Origin of the sequence: Pseudomonas sp. BF-R-26 (assembly GCF_019947395.1) — a bacterium.
Classification (GTDB): Bacteria; Pseudomonadota; Gammaproteobacteria; order Pseudomonadales; family Pseudomonadaceae; genus Aquipseudomonas; species Aquipseudomonas farris.
The window spans coordinates 125,457-141,026 of record NZ_JAGYGK010000010.1; the positions used below are offsets into that span (position 1 = coordinate 125,457).

The 15,570-nt window shown below is 59.3% G+C and carries 14 protein-coding genes; 5 read left to right on the top strand and 9 right to left on the bottom strand.

Annotation, left to right across the window (positions count from 1 at the left end; translation table 11 throughout):
* Nucleotides 1–86: 86 nt before the first annotated feature.
* The 3 genes from KGB18_RS16755 to KGB18_RS16765 all read right to left on the bottom strand — a co-directional run bounded on the left by KGB18_RS16755 (nucleotide 87) and on the right by KGB18_RS16765 (nucleotide 4,942).
* Nucleotides 87–1,421, bottom strand: a complete 1,335-nt coding sequence (locus KGB18_RS16755; RefSeq protein ID WP_052967295.1) for a sigma-54-dependent transcriptional regulator — start codon at nucleotides 1,419–1,421, stop codon at nucleotides 87–89.
* Nucleotides 1,421–3,181, bottom strand: a complete 1,761-nt coding sequence (locus tag KGB18_RS16760) for an ATP-binding protein (protein ID WP_123719315.1) — start codon at nucleotides 3,179–3,181, stop codon at nucleotides 1,421–1,423. The genes KGB18_RS16755 and KGB18_RS16760 overlap by 1 nt, the downstream gene beginning before the upstream one ends.
* Before the next feature lie 237 nt (nucleotides 3,182–3,418).
* Complete coding sequence (locus KGB18_RS16765) at nucleotides 3,419–4,942, bottom strand: fumarate hydratase (RefSeq protein ID WP_123719314.1); 1,524 nt, start codon at nucleotides 4,940–4,942, stop codon at nucleotides 3,419–3,421.
* Between the two features lie 459 nt (nucleotides 4,943–5,401).
* Between KGB18_RS16765 and KGB18_RS16770 the strand changes: the two genes are divergently transcribed.
* Genes KGB18_RS16770 through KGB18_RS16780 form a run of 3 tightly spaced genes read left to right on the top strand, consistent with a single transcriptional unit; the run spans nucleotide 5,402 to nucleotide 8,246 of the window.
* On the top strand, nucleotides 5,402–6,508 hold the full coding sequence (locus KGB18_RS16770) for a sensor domain-containing diguanylate cyclase (protein WP_123719312.1): 1,107 nt from the start codon (nucleotides 5,402–5,404) through the stop codon (nucleotides 6,506–6,508).
* On the top strand, nucleotides 6,501–7,436 hold the full coding sequence (locus KGB18_RS16775) for an iron-sulfur-binding ferredoxin reductase (RefSeq protein ID WP_201060551.1): 936 nt from the start codon (nucleotides 6,501–6,503) through the stop codon (nucleotides 7,434–7,436). Before KGB18_RS16770 ends, KGB18_RS16775 begins: the two co-directional genes overlap by 8 nt.
* Before the next feature lie 60 nt (nucleotides 7,437–7,496).
* On the top strand, nucleotides 7,497–8,246 hold the full coding sequence (locus KGB18_RS16780) for an enoyl-CoA hydratase-related protein (RefSeq protein WP_123719310.1): 750 nt from the start codon (nucleotides 7,497–7,499) through the stop codon (nucleotides 8,244–8,246).
* Between the two features lie 206 nt (nucleotides 8,247–8,452).
* Here KGB18_RS16780 and pyk read toward each other — a convergent pair whose 3' ends face one another.
* Nucleotides 8,453–9,904: a pyruvate kinase gene (gene pyk / locus KGB18_RS16785; RefSeq protein WP_123719309.1), complete on the bottom strand. Its 1,452-nt coding sequence runs from the start codon at nucleotides 9,902–9,904 to the stop codon at nucleotides 8,453–8,455.
* Nucleotides 9,905–10,076: 172 nt separating this feature from the next.
* On the opposite strand from pyk, the gene KGB18_RS16790 reads away from it, so the two are divergent.
* Both KGB18_RS16790 and KGB18_RS16795 read left to right on the top strand, forming a co-directional pair.
* Nucleotides 10,077–10,451 carry a tetratricopeptide repeat protein gene (locus tag KGB18_RS16790; RefSeq protein WP_201060553.1) on the top strand — a complete coding sequence of 125 codons (375 nt, stop codon included), beginning with the start codon at nucleotides 10,077–10,079 and terminating at the stop codon, nucleotides 10,449–10,451.
* A 233-nt stretch (nucleotides 10,452–10,684) separates the two neighbouring features.
* Nucleotides 10,685–11,044 carry a PilZ domain-containing protein gene (locus KGB18_RS16795; RefSeq protein ID WP_038981931.1) on the top strand — a complete coding sequence of 120 codons (360 nt, stop codon included), beginning with the start codon at nucleotides 10,685–10,687 and terminating at the stop codon, nucleotides 11,042–11,044.
* Between the two features lie 146 nt (nucleotides 11,045–11,190).
* Here KGB18_RS16795 and KGB18_RS16800 read toward each other — a convergent pair whose 3' ends face one another.
* From KGB18_RS16800 to KGB18_RS16820, 5 genes are all read right to left on the bottom strand, one after another.
* Complete coding sequence (locus KGB18_RS16800; protein WP_223570254.1) at nucleotides 11,191–11,577, bottom strand: DUF6124 family protein; 387 nt, start codon at nucleotides 11,575–11,577, stop codon at nucleotides 11,191–11,193.
* A gap of 303 nt (nucleotides 11,578–11,880) precedes the next feature.
* Nucleotides 11,881–12,129 (bottom strand): hypothetical protein, encoded by a 249-nt coding sequence (locus tag KGB18_RS16805; RefSeq protein ID WP_123719306.1) that lies wholly within the window; start codon nucleotides 12,127–12,129, stop codon nucleotides 11,881–11,883.
* A 124-nt stretch (nucleotides 12,130–12,253) separates the two neighbouring features.
* The gene (locus KGB18_RS16810; protein WP_223570255.1) at nucleotides 12,254–13,585 is read right to left on the bottom strand and encodes a DUF58 domain-containing protein; all 1,332 of its coding nucleotides are present in this window, start codon (nucleotides 13,583–13,585) and stop codon (nucleotides 12,254–12,256) included.
* A 187-nt stretch (nucleotides 13,586–13,772) separates the two neighbouring features.
* A complete protein-coding gene (locus KGB18_RS16815) occupies nucleotides 13,773–14,774 on the bottom strand; it encodes an AAA family ATPase (RefSeq protein ID WP_123719303.1) in 1,002 nt (333 codons plus the stop codon).
* A 374-nt stretch (nucleotides 14,775–15,148) separates the two neighbouring features.
* Nucleotides 15,149–15,559 (bottom strand): hypothetical protein, encoded by a 411-nt coding sequence (locus tag KGB18_RS16820; protein ID WP_019580780.1) that lies wholly within the window; start codon nucleotides 15,557–15,559, stop codon nucleotides 15,149–15,151.
* Nucleotides 15,560–15,570: the final 11 nt, after the last annotated feature.

Here is a 15,570-nt window from a genome sequence, read left to right on the forward strand (position 1 = left end):
CGAGTCGAACACAGATTTTTTGCATGACACCGATCCTGTGGGAGCGGGCTTGCCCGCGATGAGGTCCATACAGACACCACAAAAATTCAGCTGTCCTGCAAAAACATCTCACGGCTCAACCCATGCCGCTGCATCTTTTCATTAAAGGTACGGCGCGGCAGTTGCAGTTCTTCTAGCACCGCTTTCACATCACCTTTATGCCGGGTCAAGGCCGCGCGCAAGCAATGCGCTTCGAAGGCTTCTTGCTGCGCCGCCAGTGACTGGCCGGGGTCGATCCCCGCCGGTTCCGGTTCGCCAAGGCCCAGCACTTGTCGCTCGGCGACGTTCGCCAGTTCGCGCACATTGCCCGGCCAGTCGTGGCTCAGCAGATGGCTCAGTTGCGGCCCGCTCAAGGGCGCAAAGGTGCGGCCCAAACGCTCGGCAGCACTCTGCGCGAAGAACTCGAACAGCAGGGGAATGTCTTCACGCCGGTCACGCAACGGCGGCAGACGCAACTCGGCGACATTCAGTCGATAGGCCAAGTCTTCACGAAAACGTCCGGCCCGGGCTTCATCCAGCAAGTCGGGTTTGGTCGCGGCAATGATCCGCAAGTCCACGTGGATGCTCTGGTTGGAACCCAATCGCTCAAGCTTCTGCTCCTGCAATACCCGTAGCAGTTTCACCTGCTGGGCCAACGGCATGCTTTCGATTTCATCGAGAAACAGCGTGCCGCCGTCGGCGTATTCGAGCTTGCCGATGCGTTTACCCTGGGCGCCCGTGAACGCGCCGCTCTCATGACCGAACAGTTCGGCCTCGAATAACTGCTCGGGAATCGCTGCACAGTTCAGCGCCACGAAGGGCTTGTCCGCGCGGGGACCAAAGTCGTGCAGGCAACGGGCAACCAACTCCTTGCCGCTGCCGGTTTCGCCCCGGATCAGCACATTGACCGGCAACGTCGCCAGGTCCAGCACCTGCCGACGCAGCGTCTGCAAGCCACGGGAAACCCCCAGCAGGGTGGCATCGAGTTTGGCGCGATTGTCCGCTTGCTCGTGCAAGGCACGGTTTTCCAGGACCAGCCGACGCTTGTCCAGAGCCCGGCGCAGGCTGCTCAGCAGGGTTTCCGGACTGAAAGGTTTTTCGAGGAAATCGTAGGCGCCATCGCGCATCGCTTCGACGGCCATCGGCACATCGCCGTGACCGGTCAGCAAGATCACCGGCAAGTCGGCATCGCGACGCTGGACTTCGGCCAGCAGCTCCAGCCCCGTCATGCCAGGCATGCGCACGTCGCTGAGAATCACCCCGGGGAAATGTTTCGGCAGTTGCGCCAGACACTCGTCGGCGCGACTGAACAGTTGCACTTCGAAACCCGAGAGGCTCAGCCACTGTTCGACGGCGCTGCGGATGCTGCTTTCGTCATCGACCACCATCACCGAATTGAGCATCAAGCAGGCACCTCCAGATCAATGGGCAACGTCAGGGTGAACACCGCGCCGTTTTCACCATTATCGGCACTCAGGCGGCCGCCTGCTTCGTGAGCGATGGCGAACGAGACGGCCAGCCCGAGGCCCAGGCCATCGCCCACCGGTTTGGTGGTGAAGAACGGATCGAACACTTTCCCCAGGTTCTCTTCGGCAATGCCGCCACCGTTGTCGGAAACGCTCAAGCGCCACAATTGTTCATCGGCTTCGAGGCGGATTTCCAGACGCTTGCAGGCTTTGTCGTGCATCGCATCCAGGGCATTGCGCAGCAGGTTGATCAGCACCTGTTCCAGACGAATCGCATCGCCACGCACCCAAGCCGGGCGAGTCAGATGTAGCACGGTGCTGATGTGCTCGTCACGCAGGCGCGCATCCAGCAACTGCAAGGATTGATCGACCACCGCCGCCAGGTCCAGCCGTTCGCGCAAACCGCTGGGGCTTTTGCGGGCGAAGGTTTTCAGGTGGCCGGTGAGGGCGGCCATGCGCGTGAGCATGTCGTCCACCGGTTTGAGCGCCTTGTAGGCATCGTCGACCCGACCGTGATCGAGTAGCAGCCTCAGAGTAGCAAGCTGCATGCGCTGGGCGGTCAGTGGTTGATTGATTTCATGGGCCAGCGCCGCAGACATCTGGCCGAGGGCTGCGAGTTTGGCTGATTGCACCAGCCCGTCCTGAGCGGTGCGCAAATCCCGGGTGCGTTCTTCCACCAGTCGCTCGAGTTCTTCACGGCTGCGCTGACGCATTTTGGCCAGGCGCCAACGTTGGTTAAGGAATAGCAACAGAAACACCAGCGTCAGCCAGGCCCCGGCCGCGGCGAGCCCGGCGTTGCGGCGATCTTCGAACGCGACTTGCGGGCGACGCAATAGATGCAGCGTCCAGCCTTCGGCGGCCAGCGGCAGCGATTCCCAGAGGTAATCCGCCGTCCCGTCGGGACCAACGACCCGGGTCAGCGCACTGTTGTCGTCGAAGTGTCGCAGCGATTGATAGTCAAGCGGGGTCAGCGGTTGTTTATCGTATTGGCGGGTGGCTTTGAGCTCGGCGCGGTCGCTGTCGCTCAGCGGTTTCAATTGGCGATAGCGCCAACCGGGCTGATTGGCGATGAAGATGATCCCGCGCGCATCGCTGACCAGCAACGTGTCGCTGCCCTGACGCCATTCGCGCTCAAGTTCCGGGAACTCGAGTTTCACCACCATGGCCCCGAGGAACTCACCACCGTCGCTGGTCACCGCGCTGGACAGAAAGTAGCCGGGAATGCCGCTGGTCACACCCACCGCGTAAAAGCGCCCGGTGCCTTGGGTTCGGGTCTGGCTGAAGTAGGGGCGAAAACCATAGTTGTGGCCGACGTAGCTGCTGGGCAAACGCCAGTTGCTGGCGGCCACGGCCAGACCGGTGCGGTCGAGCAGTTCGAGGGTCGAGGACCGCGCGGCACCGTTGATTTTCTCCAGTTTGCGATTCAACGCAAGCTGCTCTTCGGGGCTCACTTCACCGTTTAGCGCGGCGCGCAATTCCGGGTCCAGCGCCAATACGGCGGGCAGGGCGCGGTAGCGGTCGATCAGGGTGTGCAGGGAGTTGGCGTACAGCGCCAATTGCTGATTGGCCCGCGCGGCATCTTCCACCAACGCTTGGCGTTCGGTGTGACGGATGGCCAGGGTGGCGGCCAAGGCTGCACCCGCGATGATCAGCAGGGTATAGAACGACAGACGCAAGGTACGAGAAGTCGGCAGCATACTGTGGGAAACAGGTTGAAGGACGGGCGGGCACCATACCATGGGCCCGCGTTTCCTTCGTCCCGACATCACGTGTTCAGACGGAAGTAAATTTACTCGATCGAGAGCGCAACATGGTCTGGGTATACGCCAATTCGTTAGTGACCTCTGCTTAGATCGAAGGATTAAATCGATATCCAAAAAAAGGCCGGGTCGTCTGGGGAGACGGCCCGGCCTTTTTGGCAGTGAGGGAGGTGCTTACTGCACTTCCACCGCCAGGCTTTCACTGATCTTTTTCTGCCAGATCGCAGGACCGGTGATGTGTACAGACTCGCCTTTGCTGTCGACCGCAACGGTCACAGGCATGTCTTTTACGTCGAACTCGTAGATCGCTTCCATGCCCAGTTCGGCGAAAGCTACCACGCGGGATTTCTTGATGGCTTGCGCCACCAGATAAGCCGCGCCGCCGACAGCCATCAGGTAAACGGCTTTGTGGTCCTTGATCGCTTCGATTGCGGTAGGGCCGCGCTCGGATTTGCCGATCATGCCCAACAGGCCGGTTTGCTCGAGGATCTGACGGGTGAACTTGTCCATCCGCGTGGCGGTGGTAGGGCCGGCAGGGCCGACCACTTCGTCACCGACCGGATCGACCGGGCCGACGTAGTAGATGAAGCGACCTTTCAGGTCCACCGGCAGGGTTTCACCCTTGTTCAGCATCTCGACCATGCGCTTGTGCGCAGCGTCGCGACCGGTGAGCATTTTGCCGTTGAGCAGGACGGTTTCGCCCGGCTTCCAGCTCTGCACTTCTTCCGGGGTCAGGGTGTCAAGGTTGACGCGACGAGCCGACGGGCCGGCTTCCCAGACGATTTCCGGGTAGGCGTCCAGCGGTGGCGCTTCCAGCGAGGCCGGGCCGGAACCGTCGAGCACGAAGTGCGCGTGACGGGTGGCGGCGCAGTTGGGGATCATGCACACCGGCAACGAAGCGGCGTGGGTCGGGTAATCCATGATCTTCACGTCGAGCACGGTGGTCAGACCGCCCAGGCCCTGGGCGCCGATGCCCAGTTGGTTGACCTTCTCGAACAGTTCCAGACGCATCTCTTCGATACGGTTGGACGGGCCGCGCTTCTTCAGCTCGTGAATGTCGATGGATTCCATCAACACTTCCTTGGCCATGACGGCGGCTTTCTCGGCGGTACCGCCGATGCCGATGCCGAGCATGCCCGGTGGGCACCAGCCGGCGCCCATGGTCGGAACGGTCTTCAGTACCCAGTCGACGATCGAGTCGGACGGGTTGAGCATGGCCATTTTCGACTTGTTCTCGGAACCGCCGCCCTTGGCCGCCACGTCCACTTCCACGGTGTTACCCGGAACGATGGAGTAGTGGATAACGGCCGGGGTGTTGTCCTTGGTGTTTTTACGAGCGCCCGCCGGGTCGGCGAGGATCGAGGCCCGCAGGACGTTTTCCGGCAGGTTGTAAGCCCGGCGCACGCCTTCGTTGATCATGTCGTCCAGGCCCATGGTGGCGCCATCCCAACGAACGTCCATGCCCACGCGCACGAACACGGTAACGATACCGGTGTCCTGGCAGATCGGGCGGTGGCCAGTGGCGCACATGCGCGAGTTGATCAGGATCTGCGCCATGGAATCGCGGGCTGCCGGCGATTCTTCACGCAGGTAGGCCTCGTGCATCGCCTGGATGAAATCCACGGGGTGGTAGTAGGAAATGAATTGCAGGGCGTCGGCAACGCTCTGAATCAGGTCGTCTTGCTTGATCACGGTCATGAGTCGCGCTCCTCTAAAAGACGGGAACATTCAATAAGGTGCTTGCAGCTTGGGTGCATCGGTCGGTTGCAAGCACCTTTCAAGGCACGCCGGGCATGCTGGCGCGACGCTAAAAAGGCGCGGCAGTATACCGCGCCTCGATGGCGGGCACATCCGTTGACAATCAAACGTTGGTCGCATAGGTCGGAAGGTTCTGATCGCCAGTTATCGCACGACGCGCACCCGTAGGAGCTGCCGAAGGCTGCGATCTTTTGACTTTGCTCTTTTTGAAGTGCCGAAGAGCAAGATCAAAAGATCGCAGCCTTCGGCAGCTCCTACAGGGGGAATCGGGTCATGGCTTTGACGCCAGTTTTTTGCCCCGAAAATTGAATGGTCATTTATCAGACACGCCACTAAAGTGGCATCCGGCCTGTAGAGTAGGACACTCCGACAGCCCCCTTTCCCACGGTGAATCAACGATTGACCCATAACGCCATCCAGCGGCTTTTGCTCAAACGCTTTGCCCTCGCAGCTGGCACCTACGCCCTGGCTTTGCTGCTGCTGTGGCTGGCGTTTTTCACCGGTCACTACCAAGAATCCGTCACCGGCATGGCGATCGGGAGCGCGTTGGTGGTATTCAGCCAGGCGGTGTTGTTCGTGGTGTTTTCCAGCGGCCGCAACCTGCGCTTTTCCGACCCGAGCCTGACCGAAGTGCAAATACTGCTGGGGCTGGGTTGGCAAACCTGGCTGATCGCTCATCTGGATGAGGCGCGTGGCGCGTTTCTGGTGTTTTACCTGCTGATTCTGTTGTTTGGGTTGTTTCATCTTTCGCGCACGGCTTTCGCCCGTTGCGCGTTTCTGGTGTTTTTCAGTTTCAGTGCCATCACCTTGTGGGAGGGCTACCACTTCCAGCTACCCAACCCGACGCTGGCGCTGTTGCAGGTGTGCGTGCTGTTTGTGGTGCTCGTGTGGCTGGTGCTTTACGCCCGTTACGTCCAGATGTCGCGCCAGCGTATGCGTCAGCGGCGGTTCGCCTTGCAGGCGCATCAGGACACCCTGCGCGGAATGATGCGCCAGCTCGAAGGCCTGGTGGCAACCGACGAACTCACCGGGCTGTTTAACCGCCGGCATTTCCTGCGCCTGGCCTCCCGCGAGTTGAACGCCATGGAAGCCGACGTGGTGCATGGTCTGGCGTTGATCGACCTCGACCACTTCAAACGCATCAACGATGTTCACGGCCATGCCGCCGGCGATCAGGTGCTGCAAGCGTTTGCCGGAGTGGCCACCGCCTGTCTGCGCGATGGCGATATTCTGGCCCGCTATGGCGGCGAAGAGTTCGTGGTGCTGTTGCCCGATTGTGATCCCGAACGTCTGACCGCTTGCTGCGAACGGTTGCGCGTTGCCTTTATGGATGTGGAGATGATCGGCCTCAATGTTCGCCACCTCAGCCTGTCGGCGGGCATGACGTTATTGACGCTTGGCGACGATCTGGATGACGCCTTGCACCGCGCCGATCAGGCGCTGTATCGCGCCAAGCGTGACGGCCGTAACCGTTGCGCGGCGGCCTGGGAGAATGTCGATGCCTGAGTTACGGGTCGGCGAACGCCAATGGACGGTAGCGGCGGGGAGCAACCTGCTCGATGCCTTGAATCAGAACGGCGTGTCGGTGCCCTATAGCTGTCGCGCCGGCAGCTGTCATGCGTGCCTGGTTAAATGTGTCGAGGGCTTGCCCAGCGACAGCCGTCCCGATGCCTTGAGCAATGAGCAGCGTCAGCAGGGTTGGCGGCTGGCCTGTCAGTGCCAGGTGGTCGACGATCTGCAAGTCGAAACCTTTGATCCGCTGCGTGATGGGCTTGCCGCCCAGGTGACCGCCAGCGATTGGCTGAGCCCCAGCGTTTTGCGTTTACGCCTGACCAGCGAGCGACCGTTGCGCTATCAGGCGGGGCAGCATCTGGTTTTGTGGGCGGGTCAGGTGGCGCGGCCGTACTCCCTGGCCAGTCTGCCGGAAGAAGATCGCTTTCTGGAGTTCCACCTCGATTGCCGTCAGCCGGGGGAATTCAGTGATGCGGCACGCCAGTTGAAAATTGGCGATCCGATCCGCCTCGGCGAGTTGCGCGGCGGAGCGTTGCATTACGACCCGGACTGGCACACCCGACCTCTGTGGTTGTTGGCGGCAGGCACCGGTCTGGGGCCGTTGTTCGGTATTTTGCGCGAAGCATTGCGTCAGGATCACCAGGGCGCCATCCGTGTCATTCATCTGGCCCATGATGCGGGTGAGCATTATCTGGCCAAGCCCCTGCAAGCCATGGCCGACGGCCGTGAAAACCTGACGGTGGAGCTGTGGACGGCGGCCGAGTTGCCCGCGGCTTTGGCACAACTGCGCCTTGTTTCGCGGCAAACCCTGGCCTTAGTCTGCGGGGCCCCCGACAGCGTTGATGCCTTTGCCCGGCGTTTGTACCTGGCCGGTTTGCCGCGTAATCAACTGCTGGCGGATGTCTTTCTACCCCGTGGTTGAGCGCTGATTTTTGTGGCAAGCGAGCTTGCCACAATTGATCCTCTCAGATCAGGACACGCCATGCCCGATACCATCCGATTTGAACGCGAGCGCGGCCTGCTGACCCTGCGCATCAATCGCCCCGAAAAGAAAAACGCCCTGACTCGCGCCATGTACAGCCACTTGGCCGAGGCCCTGAAGCAAGCCGATACCGACCCCGAAATCAATGCGGTGCTGATCACCGGTGGCGCTGAGTGTTTCACCGCCGGCAACGACATCCTTGATTTCCTTCAGCAACCCCCGAGCAACCTCGAAAGCCCCGTGTTCCACTTCATGCTCAATTTGCTGGAGTGCCGTAAACCGGTGATCGCCGCCGTGGCCGGTGCAGCGGTGGGGATCGGCACGACGATGCTGCTGCATTGCGACCTGGTTTACGTCAGCACCGACGCCCGGTTGCGTATGCCGTTCGTCAACCTCGGGTTGTGCCCGGAGTTCGGTTCCAGCCTGATCCTGCCGCGTTTGCTCGGCCATGCCAAAGCCGCGCAGTTGTTGCTGCTCGGCGAGGGTTTCAGTGGTGAACAGGCGGCGGCGTGGGGGATAGCGACTGAAGCCTTGGGCAGTGGCGAAGCGGTGTTGGCCAAGGCGCGGGAGATGGCGTTGCGATTCGAGTCGTTGCCAGCGGAGGCGGTGCGCATCAGCAAGCAATTGATGAAAGCGCCGGATCGGGAACAGTTGCGCAAGGTGATCGAAGAAGAGGGGGCGTTGTTCACCCAGCGGCTGCGTTCGCCGGAAGCGATGGCGGCGTTGACCGGATTCATCAAACGGCATTGAGTTTTTCGCTGACTGTACTGGCCTCATCGCGGGCAAGCCCGCTCCCACAAGGATTGCAGGTGTCCACAAATCGAATATCAACCCAAATCCTGTGGGAGCGGGCTTGCCCGCGATGAGGTCGGCCCAGACAACAATTTTCCAGGATCAGAATGCAAAAAGCCCCGCCATTCACATGGCGGGGCTTTTGTTTTTCAGCGAGCGATCACTCAGACCATCGGGTCGCCAACGTGCAGGATTTTCATCCCGTTGGTGCCGCCGGTGGTGTGGTAGCTGTCGCCCTTGGTCAGGATGACCCAGTCGCCTTTCTCCACAACGCCGCGTTTGAGCAACTCGTCGATCGCGGCCTGGCTGACTTGCTCAGGCGGCAGCGATGCCGGGTCGAACGGTACGGTGTAGACGCCACGGAACATGGACGCGCGGGCCTGGGTTTCGCGGTGCGGGGAAAACGCGTAGATCGGCACCGAGGAACGGATACGCGACATGATCAACGGCGTGTAGCCACTTTCGGTCAAAGCGATGATCGCTTTCACGCCCGGGAAGTGGTTGGCGGTGTACATGGCCGCCAGCGCGATGCTCTGGTCGCAGCTTTCGAAGACCTTGCCGATGCGGTGGCTGGAGGTCTTGCTGGTCGGGTGCTTTTCAGCGCCGATGCAGATGCGCGCCATGGCCTGTACGGCTTCCAGCGGGTACAAACCGGCAGCACTTTCGGCCGAAAGCATCACGGCGTCGGTGTAGTCGAGTACGGCGTTGGCTACGTCGGACACTTCGGCGCGGGTTGGCATCGGGTTCTGGATCATCGACTCCATCATCTGGGTCGCGACGATCACCGCTTTGTTGTGGCGGCGTGCGTGCAGAATGATTTTCTTCTGAATGCCCACCAGCTCGGCGTCGCCGATTTCCACACCCAAGTCACCACGGGCAACCATCACCGCGTCGGAGGCTTTGATCAGGCCGTCGAGGGTTTCGTCGTCGGCCACGGCTTCAGCGCGTTCGATCTTCGCCACCAGCCAGGCAGTACCGCCGGCTTCGTCGCGCAGTTGACGGGCGTATTCCATGTCGGCGGCGTCACGCGGGAAGGACACCGCGAGGTAGTCGACTTCCATTTCCGCAGCGAGCTTGATGTCGGCCTTGTCTTTCTCGGTCAGGGCCGGTGCGGTCAGGCCGCCACCGCGACGGTTGATGCCTTTGTGGTCCGACAGCGGGCCGCCGATGGTCACGGTGCAATGCAACTCGGTGGCGGTGGCGGTATCGACGCGCATTACCACGCGGCCATCGTCGAGCAGCAGCTCGTCGCCCACGCCGCAGTCTTTCACCAGGTCCGGGTAGTCGATGCCGACCACTTGCTGGTTGCCTTCGGTCAACGGATGGCTGGTAGAGAAGGTGAATTGATCACCGATCTTCAGCTCGATCTTCTTGTTGGCGAATTTGGCGATACGAATTTTCGGGCCTTGCAGGTCACCCAGCAGGGCGACGAAGCGGCCGTGCTTGGCAGCGAGGTCACGCACCAGCTTCGCGCGAGCCTTGTGCTCGTCGGGGGTGCCGTGGGAGAAGTTCAGACGGGCGACGTCCAGGCCAGCCAGAATCAACTGTTCGAGAACTTCCGGCGAGTTACTGGCCGGGCCAAGGGTAGCGACGATTTTGGTACGACGGACGGACATGCAAAGACTCCTGAGTTCAAGCGCTAGCAGAGGCTACTATGGTCTTTGGGTGTAGTCATTGTTCGTTTGCACTACTTATTGGTTTCTTTATTGAACCCCGACAACTTTGCAGCAACATCCTGAAGATTTCAGACAACGGGTCGATACAGAGCGCAAGACAGGAGATCCCCCCATGCGATTCGTGCTCATTGCCGTCCTTGCCCTCAGTGTTGTGGGCTGCACCCGTTGGTCGATGAACCATCATTTGAATAATGCCTACAGCGCCTATGAGCGCGGCAACTGCGAGCAAGTGATGCTCGAGCTGTCCAAGGTCGAGCGCGCCAGCCGTGCGCGGCCTTATGTGTGGCCGGAAGTGTCGATGATGCGCGGCCAGTGCCTGGAACGGCAGAAAATGTTTGTCGACGCGGTCCAGACTTACCAGTTCATCATCGCCTCGTACCCGCAGAGCGAATACGCCTACCGCGCCCGTGCCCGCCTGGAAACCTTGCAGAGCCTGGGGCATTACCCGACCCGCAGCGCGGCGGTCGTGAGCCCGACCCGGTTCTGATTGAAGCGGCTGGCTGACCGGCGGCGGTGAGCTATAGTCGAATAAATCGGTTTAGAGCCTTGTTTCTAATTCGAGGTAACACCTGTGATCGGCAGCAGTAAGCGGTAGCGGAAGGATGGACTGTCGCACCGGGAATCGGGGAGAGCGCGGCTTATGCCTATAAAGCAATAGAGCAGGCCCGTTCCGAAGCATTAGTGCGGCCCTGCTTAAGGGCCTTGCGTAGCGAAATCAGCATGTTCACTGACCGCCGGATCGAGCGGCATCAACTGCCGTATTTTCTCAAAGTGTTCAACAGCGTCACCGACAAGCCCATTGGCTTTCTGGGCAATCTGTCCGAGGACGGGCTGATGTTGATCAGCCAGTTGCCAATGATGGTGGGCGCCGATTTTAATCTGCGCCTGAAAATCCCCATGGATGGCCATTGTCAGCAGGTGATCGACCTCAACGCCTGCTGTCTGTGGTGCCACGAGGACGAAACCCCTCACCACTATGACGCCGGCTTCAGCCTGCAACAGGCACCGCCGGAATATGGGCAATTGGTCGAGGCACTGAAGCAGTACTTCAGTTTTCAGCCTTTGCCTGCTTCGGCCTGAAGGCTGCGGCGCTTTCACTATTGCCATCGCGGGCAAGCCTGCTCCCACATTTTCGATGGTGTTCACCTATTGTGTGTTCACCGAAGATCCCTGTGGGAGCGGGCTTGCCCGCGATGGCGTCAGGCCAGACGGCCAATACTTAAAGGTTAGGCCGGCTTAATCGCCCGCTCGTTATCCAGCGACCGCTCCACCAGCATCAACCCCAACTCACTCATCTGATAAATCGCCATAGCCAGATGCCGCTGCTTGTCGTCCAGGCTTTCCGCCAGGTCGAGCAGCAAAATGCTGACCGAGGAAAAGGTTTCATAGGTCTGGATGGCGAGGGCTTCGGGATTGGCATTGGCTACGACGGTGAACATCTTCATGGATCGTTCCTCGGTGGTGCGTTCGTCGGCAAAGCACGGTTTAGTGTTTTCCCGTTTGAGATAGTGATCTAGGGCCCTGTCGGCAGCTTCGTGGAGTTTTCTCGAGTCGAGGGTGCTGTAGGGCGAACGGGCGGTGGTTTTGAGTAGATTGGGTCGGGGCGTTATCACGGTTAACTCCTTGTTGGGGCTGCCACCGATTCGGAAATAACGAAAGGGCGGCGGCGACAGGAGAACCTTATGTCGGGACGGACACCACCCACAATCAGACTGGGTCGCTGATATTTGTAGGCAGAGGCGCTTCATTCTGTAGTCATTAGCGCGGTTATTTGAGACGCCTGATGGGAGAGTACAAAAAGCAAATTGCCGGCCATGAACGTCAGTTTTTACACGGCAGAGCTTATTGCCCCTCGTTACTACACGATCAGGAACATCGGGTAACACCTAGGAGAAACTACAAATATTGAAGGTTAGCTAGCCATTAGAATCAGGCCTTTTTGGAATCTGTGATTCTTGAAAATCGGTGGAGATAGAAATAAGTGCCAAAGATATAAAGTCCTGGTTTACATCTAGCGTTTGTAAGGCACATCGGACGTTATCCGCTATTTCGGCAGCTCCTTGCTGCGCCACCCAATTCGATAGTTCCTCTACAGCGGCTCGCAATGCCAGTTGGTTGTCATTGATCTGCGTGATCACTGACGCGAATAGTTTTGCCTCGTCCATGATTGATTCCTTGTGATAGAGCTATCAGATTCTTGGGTGGGGTTGCTTCTCGTAATTACTCTGGGATGAGAGCTAGTCGTACGTGCTCGCACATCATATTCATATGGAATCGTGCGATTGGCCATTACATCGTTCCAGCTTTTTTCCATCCCAAATACCGCGTCACCATCTCGGTCCCCAGTTCTGAGGGCCGAGCATCCAGCACCGGAACTCCATGAGCACTCAACCGCTCATGGAGCTCTGCCCGTACATTCATATAATCCACTGTTCCGCAATAGGCCAGCGCCTCGGGCAATGTTTGTACCGGCGCGTGCCGCAGACTGTCGAGCACCTCTTCTCGTAGGCTGCCCACCAATACCCGATGCTGACGGCTCAGCCGTTGGACGGCGGCAAGCAGTTGTTCGTCATCTTCATCCCTCAGGTTGGTCACCAGCACCACCAGTGCCCGGCGTTTTTGTCTAGCCAATAACTGGTTGGCGGCGGCCAGATAGTCGGCGGGGCATTGTGTGCTGTCGAGATCGTAAACACTGCTGAGCAACACGTTGAGTTGACCAGTGCCTTTGACCGGGGCGAGGTAGCGCGGCTGATGGCTGGCGAAGGTGCTCAGGCCCACCGCATCACCCTGACGCAGTGCCACGTAGCTCAGCAGCAAACAGGCATTGAGTGCATGGTCGAAGTGCGACAACTCATCATCCTGGCTACGCATGCGCCGCCCGCAATCAAGCATGAAGATGATCTGTTGATCGCGTTCATCCTCATACTCACGGGCAATCGGTGTGCGTTGGCGTGCCGTGGCTTTCCAGTCGATTTGACGCTGGCTGTCGCCTTCTCTGAATTCGCGCAGTTGATGAAACTCCAGACCCAGACCGCGTCTCTGGCGTTGACGTACACCGAGCTGGCTGAGCCAGTTATCCACAGCCAGTAGTTGGCCGCCGTAGAGGCGGGCGAAGTCGGGGTAGACGCGGGTGTTGTCGACTACGTTCAGTAGACGTTTGCCTGACCATAGGCCCATTGGGCTTGGCAGGCTGATTTCGCAGTGTTCGAAGGTGAAGTGGCCGCGCTTGAGTGGGCGCAGGCGATAGCCGATCTGGCTCTGTTGGCCGGGTTGCAGTTCGACCGACAGGGGAAGGAGTTCGAAGTCCAGGCCGTGCGGCACATGGTCGTAGATGTGTACGTTCAGCTGTTGAGCAAAATCGTGCTCGACCTCCAGTCGCACTTCGCCCCATCGACCGAGCGCCAGGCTGCCGGGCATTTGCCGTTGCACGCGGGGCGGGGGCAGGCGTTTGAGGCGGATGGCGTCGATGATCGCCAATGCCAGCAGTGCTAACAGTAATCCCCAGTTGATCGCCAAAAGGCTCGATGGAACTGCGATGTCCAGTGCCCGCAATGCGCCGAGCACGATGCCGATGGCCAGCAGTACTGCGAGCCAGATCAGCAGCAGGCGCGTGGGTTTCATTGCGTCGCGATTCCTTGGTCAGGGCTACATACAACCATCTGGCACAGCACCTTTGTGGCGAGCGGGCTTGCCCGCGTTGGAGTGCGAAGCACTCCCAAAAACTTCCAAGCCTTTTTACGACTGCTTCGCAGCCGAACGGGGGCAAGCCCCCTCGCCACAGGAGCATCGTTTGCCGAAGTAGCGGGTTTCACAAACGCGGCGCCGGGACTTGATCGAGCAGTTGCTTGAGTACCTGATCGACTTCCAGGCCTTCGATGTCCAGCTCCGGGGCAATTCGCACGCGGTGACGCAGAACGGCCAGCGCGCAGCCTTTGATGTCATCTGGAATCACAAATTCGCCGCCGCGCAACAAGGCCCGGGCGCGGGCGCAACGTACCAGGGCGATTGATGCGCGTGGCCCGGCACCCAGGGTCAACCCCGGCCAGGTTCGGGTGGTGCGGGCCAGGCGCACCGCGTAATCGAGTACCTGATCGTCCATGGGCAGATCACTGGCAATGCGCTGCAAGGCCAGCACGTCCTTGGCTTGCAACACGGTGCGCAGCGGTTGCACATCAAGCATGTCGGCTCGGGTCGAGCGGCTGACCTGACGCACCATGTTCAATTCCTGCTCGGCTTCGGGGTAGTCCATGCGCACCTTGAGCATGAAGCGGTCGAGTTCGGCTTCCGGTAACGGGTAAGTGCCTTCCTGTTCGATGGGGTTTTGCGTGGCGAGCACCATGAACGGTTGCGCGATGGGCAGGGCGCGGCCTTCGAGGGTGACTTGGCGTTCCTGCATGGCTTCGAGCAGCGCCGCCTGAGTTTTCGCCGGGGCGCGGTTGATCTCGTCGGCCAGCAGCAGGTTGGTGAATAGCGGGCCTTTGCGCAGTTTGAATTGCTCGGTTTGCAAGTCGTATACCGCGTGCCCGGTGACATCGCTGGGCATCAGGTCTGGGGTGAACTGGATGCGTGCGAATTCGCCGCCGAAGCAGCGGGCGAGGGCGCGCACCAACAACGTCTTGCCCAACCCCGGCACGCCTTCGAGCAGTACATGGCCGCCGGCGATCAGGGCGGTAAGCACATCGTCGATCACGATGTTCTGGCCGATCACGGCTTTTTGCAGTTCCGTCCTTATCGCTTGGGCCAACTGGCTGGCGCGCTGGCGTTGCTGGACGGCGTGGGTCTGTGTGCCGGGCTCGATCTGTTCACTCATGCTTTCCGGAGCCTTGCTAACTGTTATATGTGTTTTATCTTCCATAAATCAGATACTTACCTAATCTAACTATTTTTATGTTTTTTACGCGTGGAATGAGTGACTGCCAATCGGTCTCATTGCAATCCTATCGCAACTCCTCATTTGAGCGTTCGTCAGAGGTGGAGGTTAGCCTATAGCTTGGACACATCCGAGGAACTGGTTTCACGTACAGTGCGGGCTTTCACATCAGTCGTCGAAGCGGATGCTTACGTAAAGCAATGGGTGAATAGTCGACAGCCATGTGATGCACGATTGTGTAGACTCGGTGCACCATTCAGGCTGATCCTCGAAGCAAGCTTGGAGTTGATTCCTGTTTGCGTTGCTCGTTTTTATTACGGCAGTTTAAATGTAACTACTGACTCTTCCGACTCAGGCAATCCCAGAAAATACCTCCACTGCTCTAGAACTATTCGCCACTCCTCTAGGGTAAATTTGCCCTCGGGCTGTCCATTCCAATCGTCGTTGACGCGGATGTCGACTTGCACACCTGAAGCGTCCATTGTCAGTGCAACATCGTTCCCGCCAGTTTCGACAGACTGTTCCGAACCGTTTTCGATAGATGCAATATAACCAAGTAATCGATCGCAATCTTGTGGAATCTGGGCAATAGCGTCTAGCACAGAGCATATATAGAGCTCATAGCGCGGGGCATTTTCTCCCGAAGAAACCGTCGCACCCCGGCAAAACAAATGCCCTAAAACAGCGTCATACCCCGCGTAAATATGGCAAAATTTCAGTTCCATTTCTCTCTCCT

What these genes read in the sequence shown, in the direction of transcription:
- KGB18_RS16755 (WP_052967295.1), bottom strand. Translation starts at nt 1,421, where the DNA reads ATGCTCAATTCGGTGATGGTGGTCGATGACGAAAGCAGCATCCGCAGC.
- KGB18_RS16760 (WP_123719315.1), bottom strand. Translation starts at nt 3,181, where the DNA reads ATGCTGCCGACTTCTCGTACCTTGCGTCTGTCGTTCTATACCCTGCTG.
- KGB18_RS16765 (WP_123719314.1), bottom strand. Translation starts at nt 4,942, where the DNA reads ATGACCGTGATCAAGCAAGACGACCTGATTCAGAGCGTTGCCGACGCC.
- KGB18_RS16775 (WP_201060551.1), top strand. Translation starts at nt 6,501, where the DNA reads ATGCCTGAGTTACGGGTCGGCGAACGCCAATGGACGGTAGCGGCGGGG.
- KGB18_RS16780 (WP_123719310.1), top strand. Translation starts at nt 7,497, where the DNA reads ATGCCCGATACCATCCGATTTGAACGCGAGCGCGGCCTGCTGACCCTG.
- pyk (WP_123719309.1), bottom strand. Translation starts at nt 9,904, where the DNA reads ATGTCCGTCCGTCGTACCAAAATCGTCGCTACCCTTGGCCCGGCCAGT.
- KGB18_RS16790 (WP_201060553.1), top strand. Translation starts at nt 10,077, where the DNA reads ATGCGATTCGTGCTCATTGCCGTCCTTGCCCTCAGTGTTGTGGGCTGC.
- KGB18_RS16795 (WP_038981931.1), top strand. Translation starts at nt 10,685, where the DNA reads ATGTTCACTGACCGCCGGATCGAGCGGCATCAACTGCCGTATTTTCTC.
- KGB18_RS16805 (WP_123719306.1), bottom strand. Translation starts at nt 12,129, where the DNA reads ATGGACGAGGCAAAACTATTCGCGTCAGTGATCACGCAGATCAATGAC.
- KGB18_RS16810 (WP_223570255.1), bottom strand. Translation starts at nt 13,585, where the DNA reads ATGAAACCCACGCGCCTGCTGCTGATCTGGCTCGCAGTACTGCTGGCC.
- KGB18_RS16815 (WP_123719303.1), bottom strand. Translation starts at nt 14,774, where the DNA reads ATGAGTGAACAGATCGAGCCCGGCACACAGACCCACGCCGTCCAGCAA.
- KGB18_RS16820 (WP_019580780.1), bottom strand. Translation starts at nt 15,559, where the DNA reads ATGGAACTGAAATTTTGCCATATTTACGCGGGGTATGACGCTGTTTTA.